This window comes from Desulfovibrio sp. JC010 (genome assembly GCF_010470675.1).
GTDB lineage: Bacteria > Desulfobacterota > Desulfovibrionia > Desulfovibrionales > Desulfovibrionaceae > Maridesulfovibrio.
On the sequence record NZ_VOIQ01000007.1, the window covers coordinates 126613 to 142991 of the forward strand.

The 16379-nt window shown below is 50.3% G+C and carries 19 protein-coding genes and 1 tRNA gene; 3 read left to right on the plus strand and 17 right to left on the minus strand.

What is annotated here, in order from left to right:
- Positions 1 to 17: 17 nt before the first annotated feature.
- The 12 genes from trbL to FMR86_RS09735 form a co-directional block, all read right to left on the minus strand.
- On the minus strand, positions 18 to 1448 hold the full coding sequence (gene trbL, locus FMR86_RS09680) for a P-type conjugative transfer protein TrbL (RefSeq protein WP_163350904.1): 1431 nt from the start codon (positions 1446 to 1448) through the stop codon (positions 18 to 20).
- A 2-nt stretch (positions 1449 to 1450) separates the two neighbouring features.
- Positions 1451 to 2245, minus strand: coding sequence for a P-type conjugative transfer protein TrbJ (gene trbJ / locus FMR86_RS09685; RefSeq protein WP_163350905.1), 795 nt, complete (start codon positions 2243 to 2245; stop codon positions 1451 to 1453).
- Positions 2242 to 2676, minus strand: coding sequence for a helix-turn-helix domain-containing protein (locus tag FMR86_RS09690; protein ID WP_163350906.1), 435 nt, complete (start codon positions 2674 to 2676; stop codon positions 2242 to 2244). The genes trbJ and FMR86_RS09690 overlap by 4 nt, the downstream gene beginning before the upstream one ends.
- On the minus strand, positions 2673 to 5093 hold the full coding sequence (locus tag FMR86_RS09695) for a conjugal transfer protein TrbE (protein ID WP_163350907.1): 2421 nt from the start codon (positions 5091 to 5093) through the stop codon (positions 2673 to 2675). Before FMR86_RS09695 ends, FMR86_RS09690 begins: the two co-directional genes overlap by 4 nt.
- A gap of 8 nt (positions 5094 to 5101) precedes the next feature.
- Complete coding sequence (trbD, locus tag FMR86_RS09700; protein ID WP_239057200.1) at positions 5102 to 5383, minus strand: conjugal transfer protein TrbD; 282 nt, start codon at positions 5381 to 5383, stop codon at positions 5102 to 5104.
- Positions 5384 to 5397: 14 nt separating this feature from the next.
- The gene (locus FMR86_RS09705; protein ID WP_163350909.1) at positions 5398 to 5709 is read right to left on the minus strand and encodes a TrbC/VirB2 family protein; all 312 of its coding nucleotides are present in this window, start codon (positions 5707 to 5709) and stop codon (positions 5398 to 5400) included.
- Positions 5693 to 6670 (minus strand): P-type conjugative transfer ATPase TrbB, encoded by a 978-nt coding sequence (trbB, locus tag FMR86_RS09710; RefSeq protein ID WP_203544835.1) that lies wholly within the window; start codon positions 6668 to 6670, stop codon positions 5693 to 5695. Before trbB ends, FMR86_RS09705 begins: the two co-directional genes overlap by 17 nt.
- On the minus strand, positions 6670 to 7083 hold the full coding sequence (locus FMR86_RS09715) for a hypothetical protein (RefSeq protein ID WP_163350911.1): 414 nt from the start codon (positions 7081 to 7083) through the stop codon (positions 6670 to 6672). Before FMR86_RS09715 ends, trbB begins: the two co-directional genes overlap by 1 nt.
- Before the next feature lie 9 nt (positions 7084 to 7092).
- Positions 7093 to 7812 carry a P-loop NTPase gene (locus tag FMR86_RS09720; protein WP_163350912.1) on the minus strand — a complete coding sequence of 240 codons (720 nt, stop codon included), beginning with the start codon at positions 7810 to 7812 and terminating at the stop codon, positions 7093 to 7095.
- A 17-nt stretch (positions 7813 to 7829) separates the two neighbouring features.
- Positions 7830 to 8465, minus strand: a complete 636-nt coding sequence (locus FMR86_RS09725) for a TraK family protein (RefSeq protein ID WP_373682469.1) — start codon at positions 8463 to 8465, stop codon at positions 7830 to 7832.
- A tRNA-Leu gene (locus FMR86_RS09730) sits at positions 8436 to 8522 on the minus strand. Before FMR86_RS09730 ends, FMR86_RS09725 begins: the two co-directional genes overlap by 30 nt.
- 59 nt (positions 8523 to 8581) lie before the next feature.
- Positions 8582 to 10279, minus strand: coding sequence for a YcaO-like family protein (locus tag FMR86_RS09735; protein ID WP_163350914.1), 1698 nt, complete (start codon positions 10277 to 10279; stop codon positions 8582 to 8584).
- Between the two features lie 150 nt (positions 10280 to 10429).
- Here FMR86_RS09735 and FMR86_RS09740 point away from each other — a divergent pair, with 150 nt between their 5' ends.
- Positions 10430 to 11119 carry a TVP38/TMEM64 family protein gene (locus FMR86_RS09740; RefSeq protein WP_163350915.1) on the plus strand — a complete coding sequence of 230 codons (690 nt, stop codon included), beginning with the start codon at positions 10430 to 10432 and terminating at the stop codon, positions 11117 to 11119.
- Here FMR86_RS09740 and FMR86_RS09745 read toward each other — a convergent pair whose 3' ends face one another.
- The 5 genes from FMR86_RS09745 to rdgC form a co-directional block, all read right to left on the minus strand.
- Entirely contained in the window at positions 11120 to 12337 is a 1218-nt protein-coding gene (locus FMR86_RS09745; RefSeq protein ID WP_163350916.1) for an ABC transporter substrate-binding protein, read from the minus strand.
- Positions 12334 to 13521, minus strand: coding sequence for a patatin-like phospholipase family protein (locus tag FMR86_RS09750; protein ID WP_163350917.1), 1188 nt, complete (start codon positions 13519 to 13521; stop codon positions 12334 to 12336). Before FMR86_RS09750 ends, FMR86_RS09745 begins: the two co-directional genes overlap by 4 nt.
- Positions 13522 to 13597: 76 nt before the next feature.
- Positions 13598 to 14164, minus strand: a complete 567-nt coding sequence (locus tag FMR86_RS09755) for an arylesterase (RefSeq protein WP_163350918.1) — start codon at positions 14162 to 14164, stop codon at positions 13598 to 13600.
- 2 nt (positions 14165 to 14166) lie between these two features.
- Positions 14167 to 14700 carry a hypothetical protein gene (locus tag FMR86_RS09760; protein WP_163350919.1) on the minus strand — a complete coding sequence of 178 codons (534 nt, stop codon included), beginning with the start codon at positions 14698 to 14700 and terminating at the stop codon, positions 14167 to 14169.
- A gap of 30 nt (positions 14701 to 14730) precedes the next feature.
- Positions 14731 to 15348, minus strand: a complete 618-nt coding sequence (rdgC, locus tag FMR86_RS09765) for a recombination-associated protein RdgC (protein WP_163350920.1) — start codon at positions 15346 to 15348, stop codon at positions 14731 to 14733.
- 243 nt (positions 15349 to 15591) lie between these two features.
- On the opposite strand from rdgC, the gene FMR86_RS09770 reads away from it, so the two are divergent.
- Positions 15592 to 15795: a hypothetical protein gene (locus FMR86_RS09770; RefSeq protein ID WP_163350921.1), complete on the plus strand. Its 204-nt coding sequence runs from the start codon at positions 15592 to 15594 to the stop codon at positions 15793 to 15795.
- Positions 15796 to 15888: 93 nt separating this feature from the next.
- Positions 15889 to 16266 (plus strand): hypothetical protein, encoded by a 378-nt coding sequence (locus tag FMR86_RS09775; RefSeq protein WP_163350922.1) that lies wholly within the window; start codon positions 15889 to 15891, stop codon positions 16264 to 16266.
- Positions 16267 to 16379: the final 113 nt, after the last annotated feature.

Genomic DNA, 16379 nt, shown 5'->3' on the forward strand with positions numbered 1-16379 from the left:
TGTTCTCACTCCATTGGTTAAGGAAATTGATAGTCATTTGACGGACCGGAGTTAGCCTGATCCATCTTGAAAGATTCATGGCGAGCAACCATGCTGCTCCGTAAATTGCCCATGTCGCTGTCACCGATGTTGTCACGCATGGCTCCACCTAAATTTTTCATTGCCTGCATTCCTTTTGCGAATCCGGTCGCGCCTTGGGAACCGGCCATGGAGAATGCTTCTTGGGCAGCATTGAAACCGCGTTTGGCTTCAACAGCACCGCCCATTGCCTGAGCCGGAGCACGGCCAACAGCCATGCTGGCGATACCGACAGCTGAAACCGCAGAAGTAAGAGCACTCCCGGTGGAAACATGGGAACCATTGACGATACCGGAAACGATGTCCGGTATTGATTTGACTAGGGCTAGGATTAGGATGGATGAGCAGATGACTATGAAAATATCTGCAAAACTTTTGGTGTTTACAGATGAAAATTTCATAATAAAGCTCATGCTCATTCCCATGAGCAATTGGAGGACAAATAACTTTACTGCTACGGAAAGGGCGTAGCGCAGAAAGTTGATGGCATACTCTTTTGTAATCTTGGAGCCGCCAAAACCAAGCAGGATGGCTCCTGCATTTAAGACAATGTAGGCTTCACATTTCACCATTATTATTTGGGCTGTGATCAGCGTGAATGTGACGGCTATGACCAGACTACTGAATAGGACTCCAATGCTGACAGGAATATCTATTAAGCTGAAGTTGTTCAGCAGGTTGCCTATTATTATGAGACCATATGTGAATATGTTTTGCGGGCTTGGTTCCGGTGCTCCCGTTTTAATCGCAACATTGCTGAATGAATTGATTAATGCAGTGGTCCATTCTTCATGATTGTATATTATTGCAACCATGAAGCAGGAATAGAAAATAAGAAGTGTGAATTCTGCAAAGGTCTGTTTTAATTCTTGCCCACTGAGAATGGCTCGAATTGCAAAAAGTCCGATTTCTATCTGAATCAGCCATTTGAAGAGGCTTAATGAAAAGCCTTCAATTATCGGCCCCCAAGCTTTAGAAGCTTCTTCAAGTTCAGCCAGAACAGTTGAAGGAAAGTCTAAACTTTGTGTTGTCTGTTCTACTGCAAAGGCTGAATCATAATCGAGACCCAAAATTATGAATGTGAATGTTACGAGTACTGTCAGTTTGACAATTGAATCTTTAGATTTTAGTTTTTTGAAAAATAAATAAGGACGAATATATGCATAAAATTTTTGTACTTTTGTTTGTTTTACTTCTAAGTGGATTAATGTCTGGATGTAATGAACAGCAGACAGACAAAGCTGAAGCAACACCTGAGAAGGTTGTCTCCAAAGTAAAGCAGGATACCAAGGAATATTTTGAGAATGACCTTGCTGCTCAGGCTCAAAAGCTTTTGGATAAGAGTGCTGAAAAGGAAAAATAGGCAGCATATTTATTCGCTCTCAATGAATTGTTTTGCCTGTTCAGCGAGATCGTTTTCAAAGTACATTTTGCGGCTTTCTGCCTTCAGCTGATCAATCTTCTCCTTCTTCTGCTGAATCTGGGCCTGATTCTGGATATGCATAGCCATGAGCGCGCGCAGCTTTCTCATTTCAGATATCTGAATTGATGAGAGTTGATTGGCGGCTTCAAGGGCCTGCATTCTTCCTTCCGGGCTGCTTAAGAGGTCATCTATGTAGGCGTCGAATTCTTCTGATTCGCTGATTTCTTTGAGCTGCTGCCCGGAGAGTTTGAAAGTGGCTTCAGTTGCTTCATCCACACGCTCAGACCATTTGGCGTAATATTCGTAATATTTGGGATTAACTTCGCTGGCCGGAAGGCCTACGAGTTGTTTTGCTGAATTGAAATTCGGATAATATGCATCGTAAACTCCATCCAGAACGTCAATGTTTGAAACGGTCTCCTTGAGGCCCATTGTCAGGGACGCCAGCTGTTTAAAGTCCCTGATTACGCTGTTTTTAATGGCGAACGGCAACCGGATGGTATTCTTGACCATGTTCACGTACTGCTCAATATTCTGCTTTACCATCATGATCTGTTGCTGGGTCTGCATCATTTCTTCTGCGTATGTCCGGTACATGGTTTCCAATTGCTCAATGTTGGTTACGCGCTCCAGCATCTGCAGGAATTTATCGCTGCAATTGGTGCAGGTCACGGTCATTGCCTTGGCCGGGGTTGAATTTATGAGTATGAACAATATGAAAATAAGGTTAATTACAGATTTCATTCTGCATTCTCCTTGGCTTCGCCGGTGCATCCCATCAAAAAATGAACCTCTATAGTCGTGCCGGCAGGAAACCTTCTTTTCAGAGCGGACATAAGCTCTTCTTCGCTAAGCTCCCTCTTACTTTCAGCGGCAATGCGTTTGTGAAGTTCTGTTACTGTCAAAGCTCCATTAGGCGTGTCGGATAGAACCCGGTATTTGGGTCCGTTGCCCGTGCGCACCCATTCGGGATCGATCCCGCCGATTTCTAACGCTTTGAGGAACCATTCCGCAGGAATAGAATTTCTCTTTTTGGCGTCAGAAATAGATGACTGTCGGATTCCAAGGACTTTTGCCATTTGGACCTGAGTCACTTTTCCTGTCCCAAGTCCCAGACCTTCAGCGAGTCGGCTAAGCATTGCGTTGAACTTTTCAGCGGTTAATCGGTTACTCATCTGAAATCTCCCCGCCTTTCTTCAAGCCATTTGCCGGGCCATTCTTTTCCATGGAGTTTGTCCAGCTCTTTGATGCGCGTAATGCTTCCCTTGTCTGATGAACCGACAAAGGATAGGGCCACCGGGCCAAGGGCAAGGTTGATCAGGCGGCGTCCTTCGGGGGAAACTATGTAGTAGTCCCGCTTGGGAGCAGCTGAGGTGATGATCTGGATCTGGGTGGAGTTAAGGCCAAGACCTTTATAGAGCTTGCGCTGGTCCTCATCATTTGCACTGCCGTTTGCCAGATAGATTTTGGTCGGGCAGGATTCGGAGAGAACATCAAGCAGCCCGGAGCGCACAGCATCTGAAAGGGACTGGGTTGCAAGTAGAACTGCACAATTAGCCTTACGCAGAACCTTGAGCCATTCCCGGATTTTTTCCCGAAATACCGGGTGGCCTAGCATGACCCATGCTTCATCCAGAATGAGCAGCGCGGGCTGGCCGTTCAGTGCTTTTTCAATGCGGTGAAAAATATAAAGCAGAACCGGGATCAGGTTCTTGTCGCCAAGGTTCATGAGCTCTTCAATTTCAAAGACCATGAACGAATCAATACCAAGAGTGTCCTGCTTGGCATCGAGCAGATGGCCCATTGCACCGGCTTCGGTATAGTGTTTGATTGCCTCCCTCAGTTCGTCATCCTGCAGGAGATGGTAGAAGTCCGTTAGCGATCGCATGTCCTGCGGATTGTTGCGCAGCAGGTTCATGGCCTGATGGATGGCATTGCGGTGTGTAGGGAGAACAATGAAACCCTGCAACTGGACAAGGGTTTCTATCCATTGTTCAGCCCAGCTCTGTTCTGAATCAGATTCAATATGCGAAAGGGGCGCGAAGGCCAGTTCTGAGCCTTCCCCGGCAATTTCGTAATGGCTTCCCCCGGCTGCTTTGCACAGCGGGAACATGGACATTCCCTTATCAAAAGCGAAGATCGTTGCATTTTTGTATCGCCTGAACTGGGCGGCGGTTATGCCAAGCATGGTGGATTTACCGGAGCCGGTAGGACCGAACATCAAGGTATGGCCAATGTCACCCACATGCAGGTTCAACCGGAAGGGAGTTGCGCCGTTTGTGGCGCAATGCATCAAAGCCGGGGAGGACGGCATGAACATGGGTGAGGGGTTATGTTCCCGGCCTGCCCAGATTGTAGCCAGCGGGAGCATGTCGGCCAGATTCATGGTGTTGATGATGGGCCGCCGAACATTGGCAAAGCTGTTGCCCGGATGGGTTCCCAGCCATGCTTCGAGAGCATTGGTTGTTTCCACCCGGCAGCTGAAGCCCTTGAAAAGGATATGTCTGTTTAGTAGCCGGGTCTGCTCTTCGAGCTGTTCCGGATCTTCGCTGATCAGCACGATGCAGGCGGTATAGAAGCCGGCTGAGAAATCGCCGGATTCAATTTCCGTGATCGCCTGTTCTGCATCAGAGGCCATGTCTGCCGCTGTCTGGTTTGGCTTCGGGTTGACCTTGTTAAACATCAGGTCAAAAACACTGAAAATTTTCTGCTGCCATGTCTTGCGGTATTGCTCCAGTTCTTTGAGTGCTTCTATCTGGCTCATGCAGATGAATCTGGTTGAAAATCTGTATTCGATGGAAATTCCTTCAAGGCATGAGAGCATAGCCGGGTGGCTTTCCGATGGAAGTCCGTCAATGGCAAGAATCCGGATATGTTTCTTGCCCATGAAAAGAGAGTCGCCCACAACGAGATCCTTGCAACCTAAAACGGCATCCAGATACATGGGGATTTCGGGGAGCATTATTGGATGGTTTTCCCCGGTCGCACATAATTGCAGCAGGCTCAGAAGTGGGGAAATAGTCTTGCGTGAACCGTATTCATCTTCATAAACATAGTCCGTAAGACGTTCGAGCTGAAGGCATAGTGACAGCGAGTCTTCAAGCTGTATGATGGCCTTTTTAAAGTCGTTCAAATATTTTTCCAGCGAACTGAAGGCAAAGCTTTCACCACTGGCGTATCTTTTTACCTTGTCTTTGCCGAGACTGGGCATGCTGGTGACAGTTATGAACGTGCTGGTGGTATAAAAATCACCTGATTCAAAAGCGTTGCGGCGTTCATCATCTATGGCCGCTGTTACCTTATCCTGAAAGTAGCTTGCAGCGGGAACCGGATAGCCGGTTGAAGGAGTCCGCACAGCATCGACATGGCACATCCAGCCGGAACCAAGTTCCTTCAGTGCCTGATTTACTCTGTTGCTGATGGCCGCAAGTTCACTGGGCGTGCTTGAAGCAGTGTCCTGAGATCTGAAAAACCAGCCGGCCATGAGTGCGCCGTTTTTGCAGAGCACAATTCCATTATCGACCATGGCGGCATAGGGGAGCAGGTCCGGCAGGCTCTTCTGTTTGTGGCGGTAGTCTTTGAGCTTGAGCATAGCGATTCCTATCTGCTCCAAGGTGTAGCTTTCGCTGGATACACATTTTGATAGCCGTTGCGGCGGAACCAGACTTTGGTCTTCTGCGGGTCGTCTTCTGACCAGATCCGCAGTATGAAGACACTGAAGAACCAGAAAACGATAGCCACGCCAGTAGAAAGAAAGTCTTTACCTACAAGCACAAGAATGATGCTGATCAGGCCTGCGGTCATGACCGGTTCGCGTTCAGCACCCATGACCAGCGCGTGCCTATGCAGTGAGCGGTGTACCGGTATTCTACGGACGATCATGTCTTCATTGATGCTCATAGGGTTGCTCCGCTGAAGGAGAAAATCGCGTTAACGATCGTTCCGCAAAAGGCGATAAATGTGATGCCTACAATGGTTGTTAAGAGTTTGATGAATGTATCACTCAGTTCTGCCCTCTTAGTGATCAGGGCAAAGCCACTGATTCCAAATGCAATTGCGGAGATCAGCCCCCCGACCGGCCCGGTTATTGTTCCCAGAACTTTTTCTATTGGGCCTTGGAACTCATCGATGCCGCTTGCGAAAGCCGCTTCAGGTACGAGCAGGAGGGCATACAAAAAGAAGATCGTAAGTTTAGCCTTCAGTTTCATTATAGACGTACTCCATGAGATATCTTTGGTTTTTGGCGTCATAGCCCGAGACTTTTGCCAACTGGCTAACCCGTCTGCCGGGGCCGCCTTCTGTTCTGTCTTTTTGGATAAAGACTATGAAATCAATAGCTGCACCTATGAGATGAGCCATGGGGAAATTGCTGCATTCAGCGGTCAATATTTCGATCCTCCGCAAACCTTCAGCAGCTGAGTCCGCATGAATTGTCGCCACTCCGCCCGGATGGCCGGTGTTCCAGCTTTTGAGCAGTTCAATAGTGGCTTCCCCTCCGCGCACTTCGCCGACCAGAATCCGATCCGGGCGCAAACGCATGGTGGCCCGGACAAGAGTCTGAAACGGGGTATGGTCCGTGGCTCGAAGAAATACTTTGTTGCGGGCTTCGCTTTGCAGCTCCGCAGTATCTTCAATTATGACCAGTCGTTCTTCAGGGGATATTTTTGAAATTGCGCGGATGATACCGTTGACCAGTGTAGTCTTGCCCGATCCGGTTCCGCCGATAACGATGATGTTCTGCTTATCTATGATGGCCTGCTTGATGGACTCCATGACTTCATGCGTCATGATTCCTTCATCAACATATGTTTCAAGGGCAAAGACTTTGCTGGCCTTTTTACGAATGGTGAAGGAAGCGGCCTCAACGACCGGGGGAAAGACTCCCTCAAAACGGCTGCCGCATAACGGTGCCGCTTTGGGGAGTTCTCCTTCTACTATGGGTGATTCTTTGGTCACTGTGGTTTCAAGAGCACTGGCCACGAGTGAAACGATCATGGAGGTCTGGCTTGCAGGGATTTCTCCAGCCAGTTTCATGTCTTCACCAAGTCTTTCAATCCAGATTTTGCCGTCCGGATTAGCCATGATCTCAACCACTTTAGGATCTTCAAGTGCTCCAGTTATGATCGGTCCCATGTTATGGATCATATTTTTTACAAGACGGTCTTCCATCACGAACCCCACACAATGACCGTGATTGAAACAGCAATGGACAGGCCGAGCATGATGCCTGCAAGGATAGCCAGTTGCCGCATCGAACTGAGGAAGCTTCCCATCTGGACCTGATGTTCATTGATAACGCTCAGGCAGTTTTCTATGTTCGCCTTAACGGCCTTGCTTAAAAGGCTGTTGGTTGATTTGCGTACTTCCAAAGCAAAGGAGGAGACATGCTCCTCCATATCCTTGGAAAGCTGTTTTTTGTGGAGCTGAAGCAGCCGGTCATACTCATCCAGAGCGGCGCGATGCATGGTCACGGCAATAAGAATGGGATCATCCTCACTGAGCAGCAGATTGTGCTCTTTTGCAATGAGATCGCGCACACCCTGAATGGTGAGGGGGGCGTTGTTGGGAGTCTGGTCAGACATTGCCGATCCTTACATTCCGCAGGTCACGAGTTCTGTTTTCATTTCATTCCAGAACATCTTCAGCCGCTGGCGGGTCATGATCGGCAGTTCGCTTTCCTGCGCTTCCTGAAAAGAAAGCTTTGCGGTCAGCAGATTTTCAATATCCCGGCCAAAGGTCTCTTTTTTCTTCTGGGGAATGCGCACCAGAGCGGCAAGACGGTGTGAATTGTCTTTGTAGACCTTGAATTCTTCAAAGGTCTTTCCGTCCCGCGCGATCTGGCCGAAGAATCCATTGAGCCAGATATAAATGGGAACCTGAAAAGTTTTGATTAAGGAATTGAGTCCGCTGAGAGTATCGGGAAGGGCCTGCCCTCCGGTAACAACCGTGTGCAGGTTGATCTGGTGTCCGGCTTCGGCAAGCATGGGAAAAACTTCGTTGTCTGCAAGGTAGCTGGCAAGCGGGACAAAAGTAGCGGCACCGTTATCAATGACCATTTCCGCTTCATCGGGCAGGGCCATCATCAATTCGACGAGTGTGTCGAACCGTCTGGGATCGATATCGTCACCGTTCATGATATCAAGGGAAGTTACCCCGAATCTACCGTAACCAGAGAAGGTTGCGTTCACCGGATCGGTGTCCACGCAGCAGACTTCCTTGCCGGATTCCAGAAGATACTGGGTAAGAAAACTGGCGACGAGACTTTTGCCTACTCCGCCTTTGCCTTGAAAGATTGCATTGATTGTAGCCATAGTTTCACTCCTTGTATTTATTCACCGATCAGATCTTCTTTGAGCTCTTTCTCGGTAACTTTGTTTTCATGAACAAATGCTGGATTTTCATCAGTCGGTCCCGCATGAGGACCGCCTCCATTCAGGGGTACAAGAGGAACGGAGACGGTCCTTACAGCAGGAGTGCCTGTTATGGCCGGTGATGAAGTTGTTGCTGTATCTGCTGGCAGGCAATGGGGGCTGTAGAGAGCCACGTAATGGCAGAATCGCTGATAGCTGATAGTCATCCTGCCACCACTTCTGAGGTGGTCATGAATAGCTCTGCGGGTATGGCCTGCAAGGAGGTTCTGTTCGATTTCCTTTACAAGGCCGAGGTATTCAACCCGTCCTTTGCCGCGCTGGGAAGGCTTGATCTTAGAGGTCATGCAGCCTCTCTTTGTTATATTGATGGAAGATGTGTAGAATGCGTCCTGAACGAGTCTCAGGACACGGGAAAAGAGCGCGGTGACAGGAATCACCGTGCTTACGGGAAATGTTGCTTTACTGAAAAAGGGTGGGACAGGAGTGGGACAACTCCGAAAAACGGCACAAAAAAAGGACTCACACACAACCGCAAAGTTGTTTGTAAGTCCTTGATTTTCTTGTGGTACCCAGAGCGGGACTTGAACCCGCACAAGCGTAAGCTCGAGGGATTTTAAGTCCCTTGCGTCTACCAATTCCGCCATCCGGGCACGGAAAGTAATGCTTGATATACTGTGTCTTTTACGTAGTCAAGCTTAGAGAGAGCATATTACAGAAGATTTTTCATGTCGAGGTAGTTTCTGTACAGTCTTTTGCTGATGCGCGAGAACTTGTCGAGGTCGGAAACTATTTCGAGGCCGGGGATGATTGCCCTTGTTACCGGGATTTCGAGATCCTTGCGGGTCAGGTCCACATAGTAGGGGGCGAAACCGTTGGTTGCGAGGGTCTGCTCGATGACCATTACATCGCCTTCCGCGCTTCCGGTGGTCAGGTCCGGCAGGTCTTCCAGTTTGCGTGCCGGGAGGTCTGCGGGAACTTCTGCGGTGGGCGGACCGGGGAAGGGGTAAGGGATTTCAGTCAGGGCCGAGAGCAGGGCGCGTTTGCCGGAAAGGGAACAGCCGCCGCCTTTATTGATGTCCCCGTGTTTACCCACGGCAAAGGCGGTGTAGCAGGGGATGCCCAGTTCGGAAGTCTTATCCTGAAACCAGACCTTGATGCCGCTTTGTTCAAGCGCGTTCAGGTGTTTCTGCACTTCTTCGTCATCAGTTTCAATGGTGAAGCATTTTTCCTTATCAAAAGGAATGGTCGCGTCAGAATCACGTTCCAGAACTTCAAGCAGGCCGCTCAACCGTGCCTCGGCTATGGTGTTGCCGGAGGCTAGCCCAGTGGAACTGAGTCCGCTGAAAAGGTTCGGTTCATCGAGGTTGCAGAAAAGGAAAACGTGCTGCACCGGAACCTGAGCCGGGGTGTGTTTCTCTCCGTCAAATTTTTCTGCGGGCATCCACCACAGCTGCTGCCCCTCGTAAGGGGTTTCAAGACCGAGATCGTCAGGATTGACGGCTGCTGCGTCTGCGGAGATTTCCTCGTATGATCCTTTGACCACGGGCAGGGAAGCGGTGCGGTTTGCCACGCCGGATTTGCCGATGCTGGCGTAGGAACTTACCCTTTCGGCCACTTCCATGGCGCAGGATACGCAAGCCTGTTCAAAGGTGAATCCACGTCCGTAGCTGGTTTGAATGGCGCGCAGGGAATTGCTCAGGGAACCGTTGTCGGTGCGGTTTTCAACCATCCAGTTGTGGAGCACGGCAAAGGGGCTTAAGCATCCTTTCTGGCGCATCTGAGGGCCCATGAAAACGCCTGCGGCCTCAAGTTTCTTGTTGGCGTTGGCGGTTACTTCCTCAATAGGGGCGCGTTCTTTGGCCGGGGGGAGTTTGGATTCGGATTCCAGTTTTTCGCGAATTGCGGATGCGGTGGTGAAATCTTTTGCGGGCAGGTCTTCTTTTGCGTAGAGCGGCTCGATTCCGGTCTCTTCAATTGCGGGCAGTTCCCTGTGCATTTCCATGTTGTCGGCAAAAAGTCCGGTCCACCGGTTGTGCAGGGGCTGGTCTTCCAGCAGGTGGGAGCGCAGGTGCAGGGTGGGGCTGAATTCTTTGAGCTCTTCGGCGTCAAAAGTAGCTTCAACTTCGGCGCGCAGGGAAGCAAGACGGGGGTGGGTGATGGCTGCTTCGTAAATGAGGGCGGCGAGGACTTTCTTTTTCGGGTCGTCCTTGATTTCTTTGATCAGCTTCTGGATTTTGCGGGTGCGGTGTTTGCCGAGCTGTTCCAGCATGTGGCGGTGCATGAATTCATCATGCGGATGTGCTTCCAGATGGGCCAGTACTTCAGAGAAGCTCAGGTTCGGACCGGGAAACGCGGCAAAGCATCCGGTTCCGGAAAGGGTGTCCATGAGTTTGAGTTCGTAGCGCATATTTTCCCCTGATTATTGTTTTCTGAAATGAGATTTTTCAGTAATTAAACTTTGAGTAGGTCACCGTGTTATCCTTATCTTTAACGGATGTCACGTTAACTTCCGACTGTGACGGTAGGATATTTTAATCATCAAGTGAAGAGAGAAAACATGCACCCGGAAAAATCCCATTCAAAAAAACTGATCCTGCACGGGGCAATTGTGCTGCTGGCGGTAGGCGCACTTTCCCTTGCCGTTGAGCACTGGGGAGAGGGCCACCTGTCCGCTCTGGCGGCATGGATTGAGGCCAGTGGTAATTTTGCGCCTGTTCTGTTCATGGCAATTAATGTTGTCGGCATGGTGCTGGTTATCCCCCAGACTTTGTTTACAGTGGTGGCTGGGGTGCTTTTCGGCGCATTGAAAGGAACGGCCATGTGTCTGATCAGCATGGCTGTAGGGGCCTCCCTGTCTTTTTTTCTGGGGCGGTTTGTATTGCGGGGACGGGTTTTCAAGAAATTTCGTAATGATCCCAATTTTATGAAAATGGAAATGCTCAGCCGCAAACATCCTGTCAAGGTGTTGGCCTTGAGCCGGATCGTGCCTGTGGTTCCCTATTCCGTTGCCAACTATCTCTGGGCGGCCACCGGGGTTCGTTTTCTGCCCTACCTTGTCATGAGTGTGCTTTGTCTTATTCCGGAAACTGTTTTTCTTACTGCCGGGGGGCACCTGCTTTCCGCCGGGGTGCGCGAGGGCACCATGAACTGGGAGATGCTGGCAGTGCTGGCAGCAGCGGCAGCAGTGATATTCTTTTTAGTCCGGGCGGTGCGGCGTAGTATTGAACAGGACGAAGAGCCCTCTTGATCAGTCCAGCACGGTGGCCAGTGATTTCTGTCCGTTTTGTCTTTGAATGATGTAGAGCGGTTTGGACGCGCTGCGGCCCAGAAAAGAGATTTTTCCGCAGACCCCTTCGAAATGTTTTGTTTCGGGCAGTACGTCACGAATTCCGGCGGATGATGTCCGCTTTGCACCTGCGGAGGCAAGGAGCATGACGGAATCAAAGCCCAGTGCCGCGTATCCTGTTTGCGGCGCGTGGCCGAAAAGTCCTTTATAGGATTCCACAAAAGAACGCACCAGCGGTGCTTCCCGCTCCATGCTGGCCTGTGATGCATAGTACACAGTTGCCGGGTAATCTTTCATGGACTGCTGCATGGATACAGAGTCAAAGGTCATTCCGCCGAGGACGGGGTAGGTCAGCTGGTCCTCTTTGAGCCGGGCCAGCAGTTTTGCAGCGATGCCGGCCGGGGCGAATACTATCACGCCCTCCACCTGCGGCTTTGCAGGCTCAGTGGCCCGTTTTTGGATATCGAGTCCGACTGCGCTGTCAACAAAGTCGCTGGCTTCCACAGGGTCGTTGACCACGGTGCTGTTGGTGTTTTTGGGCGGGATCAGGTCCTTCAATTTTTCACTGACAAAAGATAAATCCGGGTCCGGTTCGGTAATGCGCATTTCGGCCATGATGTTACCGCCGTTCTGCTTGAAGCGGCGTGCGAAGCTGTCCGCCTGCCGTGCGGTGCTGTCGGAAAGATCGGAGCGGACCAGCATGATGTTATTGACCAGCATGGTCCCGGTGGCGAATTCCGCCAGCAGTTGTCCGGTCCTGATGTCAGGCACGGCAAGGCTGAAAATGTTCATCCCGATGTGCGAAAGAGAATCGTCCTGTGCCCCGGTGCACAGGAAGGGCAGGTTTGCGGCCTGAAATGCGGGGGCGGCGGTTAAGGCCGTGTTCTCGGAAATGATTCCTGTAGCGGCTATGATTCCCTTTGATTTGACCAGCTTATCCACGCCTTTAAGGACTCCGGTGGTCTCGCCGCTGATGGATTCGACTTCAAGTCTGATTTTGCTGTGCTTGCCGGATTCATTGATCTTTTTTACCGCCAGCAAGGCACCGTTCAAGGCTTCCTGAGCTGTGGGGGCCTGACTGTCCTGCAGTTCGAAAATTGTTCCCAGCACCATTTCCCCGGCAAGTGCCGGAGAACTGAGGCAGCAGATAAATGCAAGCAGGATGGTGAAAATTCTCATGCTCCGGATCCTTTCCGTTCTTTGCGGTTTTTGATGATTTTAAAGGTTCGTTTCTTTTCCGCTTCTTTGGCTTTGGGCGGCTCATGTGCGGGGGCCTTCTTGTTTCCGGCTTCGTTCTTCATTTTTTCCACTGCTTCTTCATGTTTCTTTTCTTCGGCTGCGGCCTGGGCTGCGGCAAGTTTTTTTTCTGCTTCCCTGCGTTTGAGTTCTTTTTCGCGCAGCTTTCTTTTTTTCTTGAATTCTATAACCGCTTCGTTGAAGTCGGATTTCTTGTTGGTGAAGGCGACCTTTCCGGCATGGACTATTTCAGTCAGCTTTTTCACTTCCCAGAGTTCTATGGGCCGGGGGTGTTTGATATAAACCGGGATGATTTCATGGTGGTGCAGGTCTATGGAAAGAGGTAGCTGGCTGGTCAGGATGGAGCGTTTGAAGATTCGTGAGGTGTTGAAATAGCTGGATACAAAGCTGTCCGGTTCCGGGTTGCAGGCATCGTCAAAATAAATGGCGATGATGATATCGATCTGCCGTTTCACACATTCCATGATCGGCACCGGGGAGGAAAAAGCCCCGTCGATGAGCCGCCTGCCGTCCACATTCCCGGGAGGCATGAGCGGATAGATGGCACTGCTGGCGTAAATGGCCTGGGCAAGGTTGCCTTCTTCCAGAATAACGGGCTTTCCGGTCTCAAGGTCGGTGGTGGTGATCAGGGTTTTGGGGGAGAGTTCGGAAATATCGGTTTTTTTGAACAGGGTTTCGTAGGTCCGGCGCAAACAGTCGGTTTTCAGAATGCCGGATTCGGCAGTGAATTTGCCCATGCCGTTGCTGGCGATTTCCAGCACGGAGTTGTAGTCCACATCTGTGTAAAAGCGCGGGTCCACGGTTTTGGAAAAGACTTCCTGAATCTGTTTCAGGTCGTAGCCCGCACCCATGAATCCGGCCAGCAGGGCACCTCCGCTGACACCGATGACGAGGTCTATGTTTATATTTTCGGATTGCAGGTACTCGATAAAAGGCAGGGCGGCAAAGGATTTTATCCCTTCCGAGCCGATGATCAGGGCTACGGACGGGCGTTCGGGGGCTTTGGCAACTTTTTGCTGCTCTTCAGATTCCCCTTGTGCCTGTTCGTCCGGCCGGTCTGCGGTCTGTTCCTGCTGCGGTGATTCGGGCTTGCTGTTTTCTTCCATTCTCTCTCCATGCTTTGCCTGAAAAGATACATGGGCCGCAGAAAAAAAACAACAAGGATTGCGGCTTTAAACGCTGTTATTTACCGGAGATGGACTCAAGAAATGATTTAAATGCCGGGAACATTTTATCGACCATGACCGCCACACCTTCACTGCTGGGGTGAACTCCGTCCGGCTGGTAGTATTCCGGTTCTTCACCGATGCCTTCGGTCAGGGACGGATAGAGGGGGATGGAGAATTTATCGGCAATGTCGGTGAAGATACGCTTGAACTCGGAGGAGTAGGACTGCGGGGTGAAATTCATGGGCTTGAAGCCGAGCAACAGGACTGGAATCCCGGCTTCCTGAAAGGCTTCCACCATGCGTGAGAGGTTTGTTCTGGTCTGATCCGGGTCCATGATCTGGAAGCAGTCATTGGCTCCGAATTCAATGTAGGCCGCGTCCGGCCCGCTTTCAATTACATCGGCAAGGCGAAACAGCCCGTCCGCGGATGTATCCCCGGACAGGCCGAAATTGGTTATCTCCACATGGAAACCTTCTTCCAGCAGCCTGCGTTCAAGCTGGGCCGGAAGGGAGCTGTAAGCGGGAAGTCCGTAACCTTCGGTCAGGCTGTCCCCGAAGGCCGCCAATGTGATTTTTGCCATGCTTATTTTTCTCCCTCGCGCAGCCAGCTCTGGAAGCGGGCCACTTCATCCTTCCACTGATCGGAGATGCGGATGGTGATGAATTCCTTGAATACATGGTCGAACATGGCGATACATTTTTCGATCAGGTAGATTTTTTCAAGGAATTTTGCGTCCGGATCATCCCCTTCCTCGTCTTTCATATCCACTTTCGGGGTCTTAAGCCCGCTCATGGTGAAATCTTCGGCCTTGAGCTGGACCTGCCAGAGGTTTTCGTCGATCTCCATCTTCAGCTGGCAGCGGGTTACTTTTTTCCCGGTGCGCAGGCCGTAGAGGACTTCGGTCATATCCCCGCTGGCGGAGTTTACTGTGGCGGTGTCCACGTTTTCACCGTCGCCGCCCTGCACGGACATGCGCTGTTCCATGTAAAGCATGAAACGGTCGCCGTTTTCCAGCTCGAACATGCCGTCCTGAATTTCACTTTTATACCAGAGCCAGGTCAGAAAATCCTGACCGAGCAGTGTGTTTTCCCTTTCGGCAAGCATCATGAGGTCCATAACGTGTGCTCCTTTGAGTGTGTTTCAGACCTAGCCTACGAAATAGGTGGGGTCGAGGGATTCGAGTTTTTGTACAGCCTCTTCGCCGAGCATTTCCATGGCCAGAAAGAAGGGGGTCAGCGGTTCAAGGGTCAGTTCAAAAGTGTCTGAAAAATGATCGGTGAACAGATCCATGACCTTGGTATTGGTGGCGGAAAGGTAGACCCGGTTTTCCGGAACATTCCAGACCACATCGAAAACTGCCGGGATGGGCAGGGAACGGGCGCGCAGCTTAAGGGTAACTTGTTCCTTGATTTCCCTTTTGCGATCGCGGGAGATGAAATTTTTTCCCTCTTTCTTGGCTTCGGCAAGCTCATGGTTCAGGGCGATCTGAAAATGTTTTTTCAGCACTGCGGGCTGGATTCTGCGGGTGTCGAGGCGCAGGGAAAAGGTGAAGTACTGGGCCTTTTCCGGCGGTGATACTGCCCATTTGTCATCAAGCATATCGTCCATGTTCACCCAGCCGAAGGAGCGTTCTTCAGCGGTGTGGTCAATATCCATGAATGCGAATTTTGCTAATTTTTCAGGGATTTCCCGGATCTGTTCATCGCTGACTTCTTCCAGGATCCTGTATCTGGTGATTCCTGTGCTGGCTGAAAGTATAGGCAAAGCATGCTCCTTGAACCGACTGTCACCATATTGGCGTGGCCGGATTTATTTCGCTGTGAAGATAAATTCAAACGATATCTGTTATGACCAATCCTTGCGGATGTAAAGGGAAGAATTCCCGATCAACCGAGTATGGCATATTAGGTGCATAATATATTTCAGTTGTAGAAGATTGTAAATCAGGCAACCCCCTAAAGGAGGACTTAGTCAGTTATGAGCTGATGCAAGCTGCCGGAGGTCGTTATGACTCTCATAGAAGTACGGACTGAAGGAAATTATATCGTTATCGGTAACCAGCGCAGAAAGAAGCTGACATCCGACGGATGCAACGAACCGTTCAAGGACCGTTTCTGGTGTCCGCGTAAAAAGTGGTTCATGAAGAGTGCCTGTCCGTTCATAAACAGGCTTGAGTGCGGTAATTACCGTCATATGTGCGGTTCGCTATAAGTTTGCTCAGCACTGACATATTTCTTTTTATATCCCCTTGCTTTTGTTCTGCCCGGATTTTACTATTCATACAGAACAAAAGCGGGAGGAAAAATGAGTTCCGGTAATCCTTATCTTACACTTGCACAATGGCTTGATAAAGAAGCGGCTGAAATCCGCAGCATCGAAAGCCGGGCCCAGACAGCCCTTTACGACGATAAAGATGATTCCGCCTACCGGGATCTGATGCGCAGTAAAGCTTTGAAGCTGGCTTCTCTTGCCGAGCAGGGCGGGGAAGTCATTAATGTTGCAGAATATCCGGACATGGGGCCTGCTATGAAGAGGCTCGAACGTTTTTCGCAGTCTGCGGCCCAATCCCTTGAAATTGGCAGTGTTTTTTTTATGTCCGCGCTGCTTTATCCGGAAGATCATAAAATAGATGATCCTAATGATCTGGAGGAGTTTGTTGCTGAGTTAAGGGCTTCCCGCTGAATTTCAGGCAGTTAAATTTTCGCTTTGTACGGGATGTGTTATTTTATCAGTAGGGCGGTTGCTTTTACAGGGGGGGTGTTATATCACTTGGCGTCGGGTCAAAGGGAGGAGCA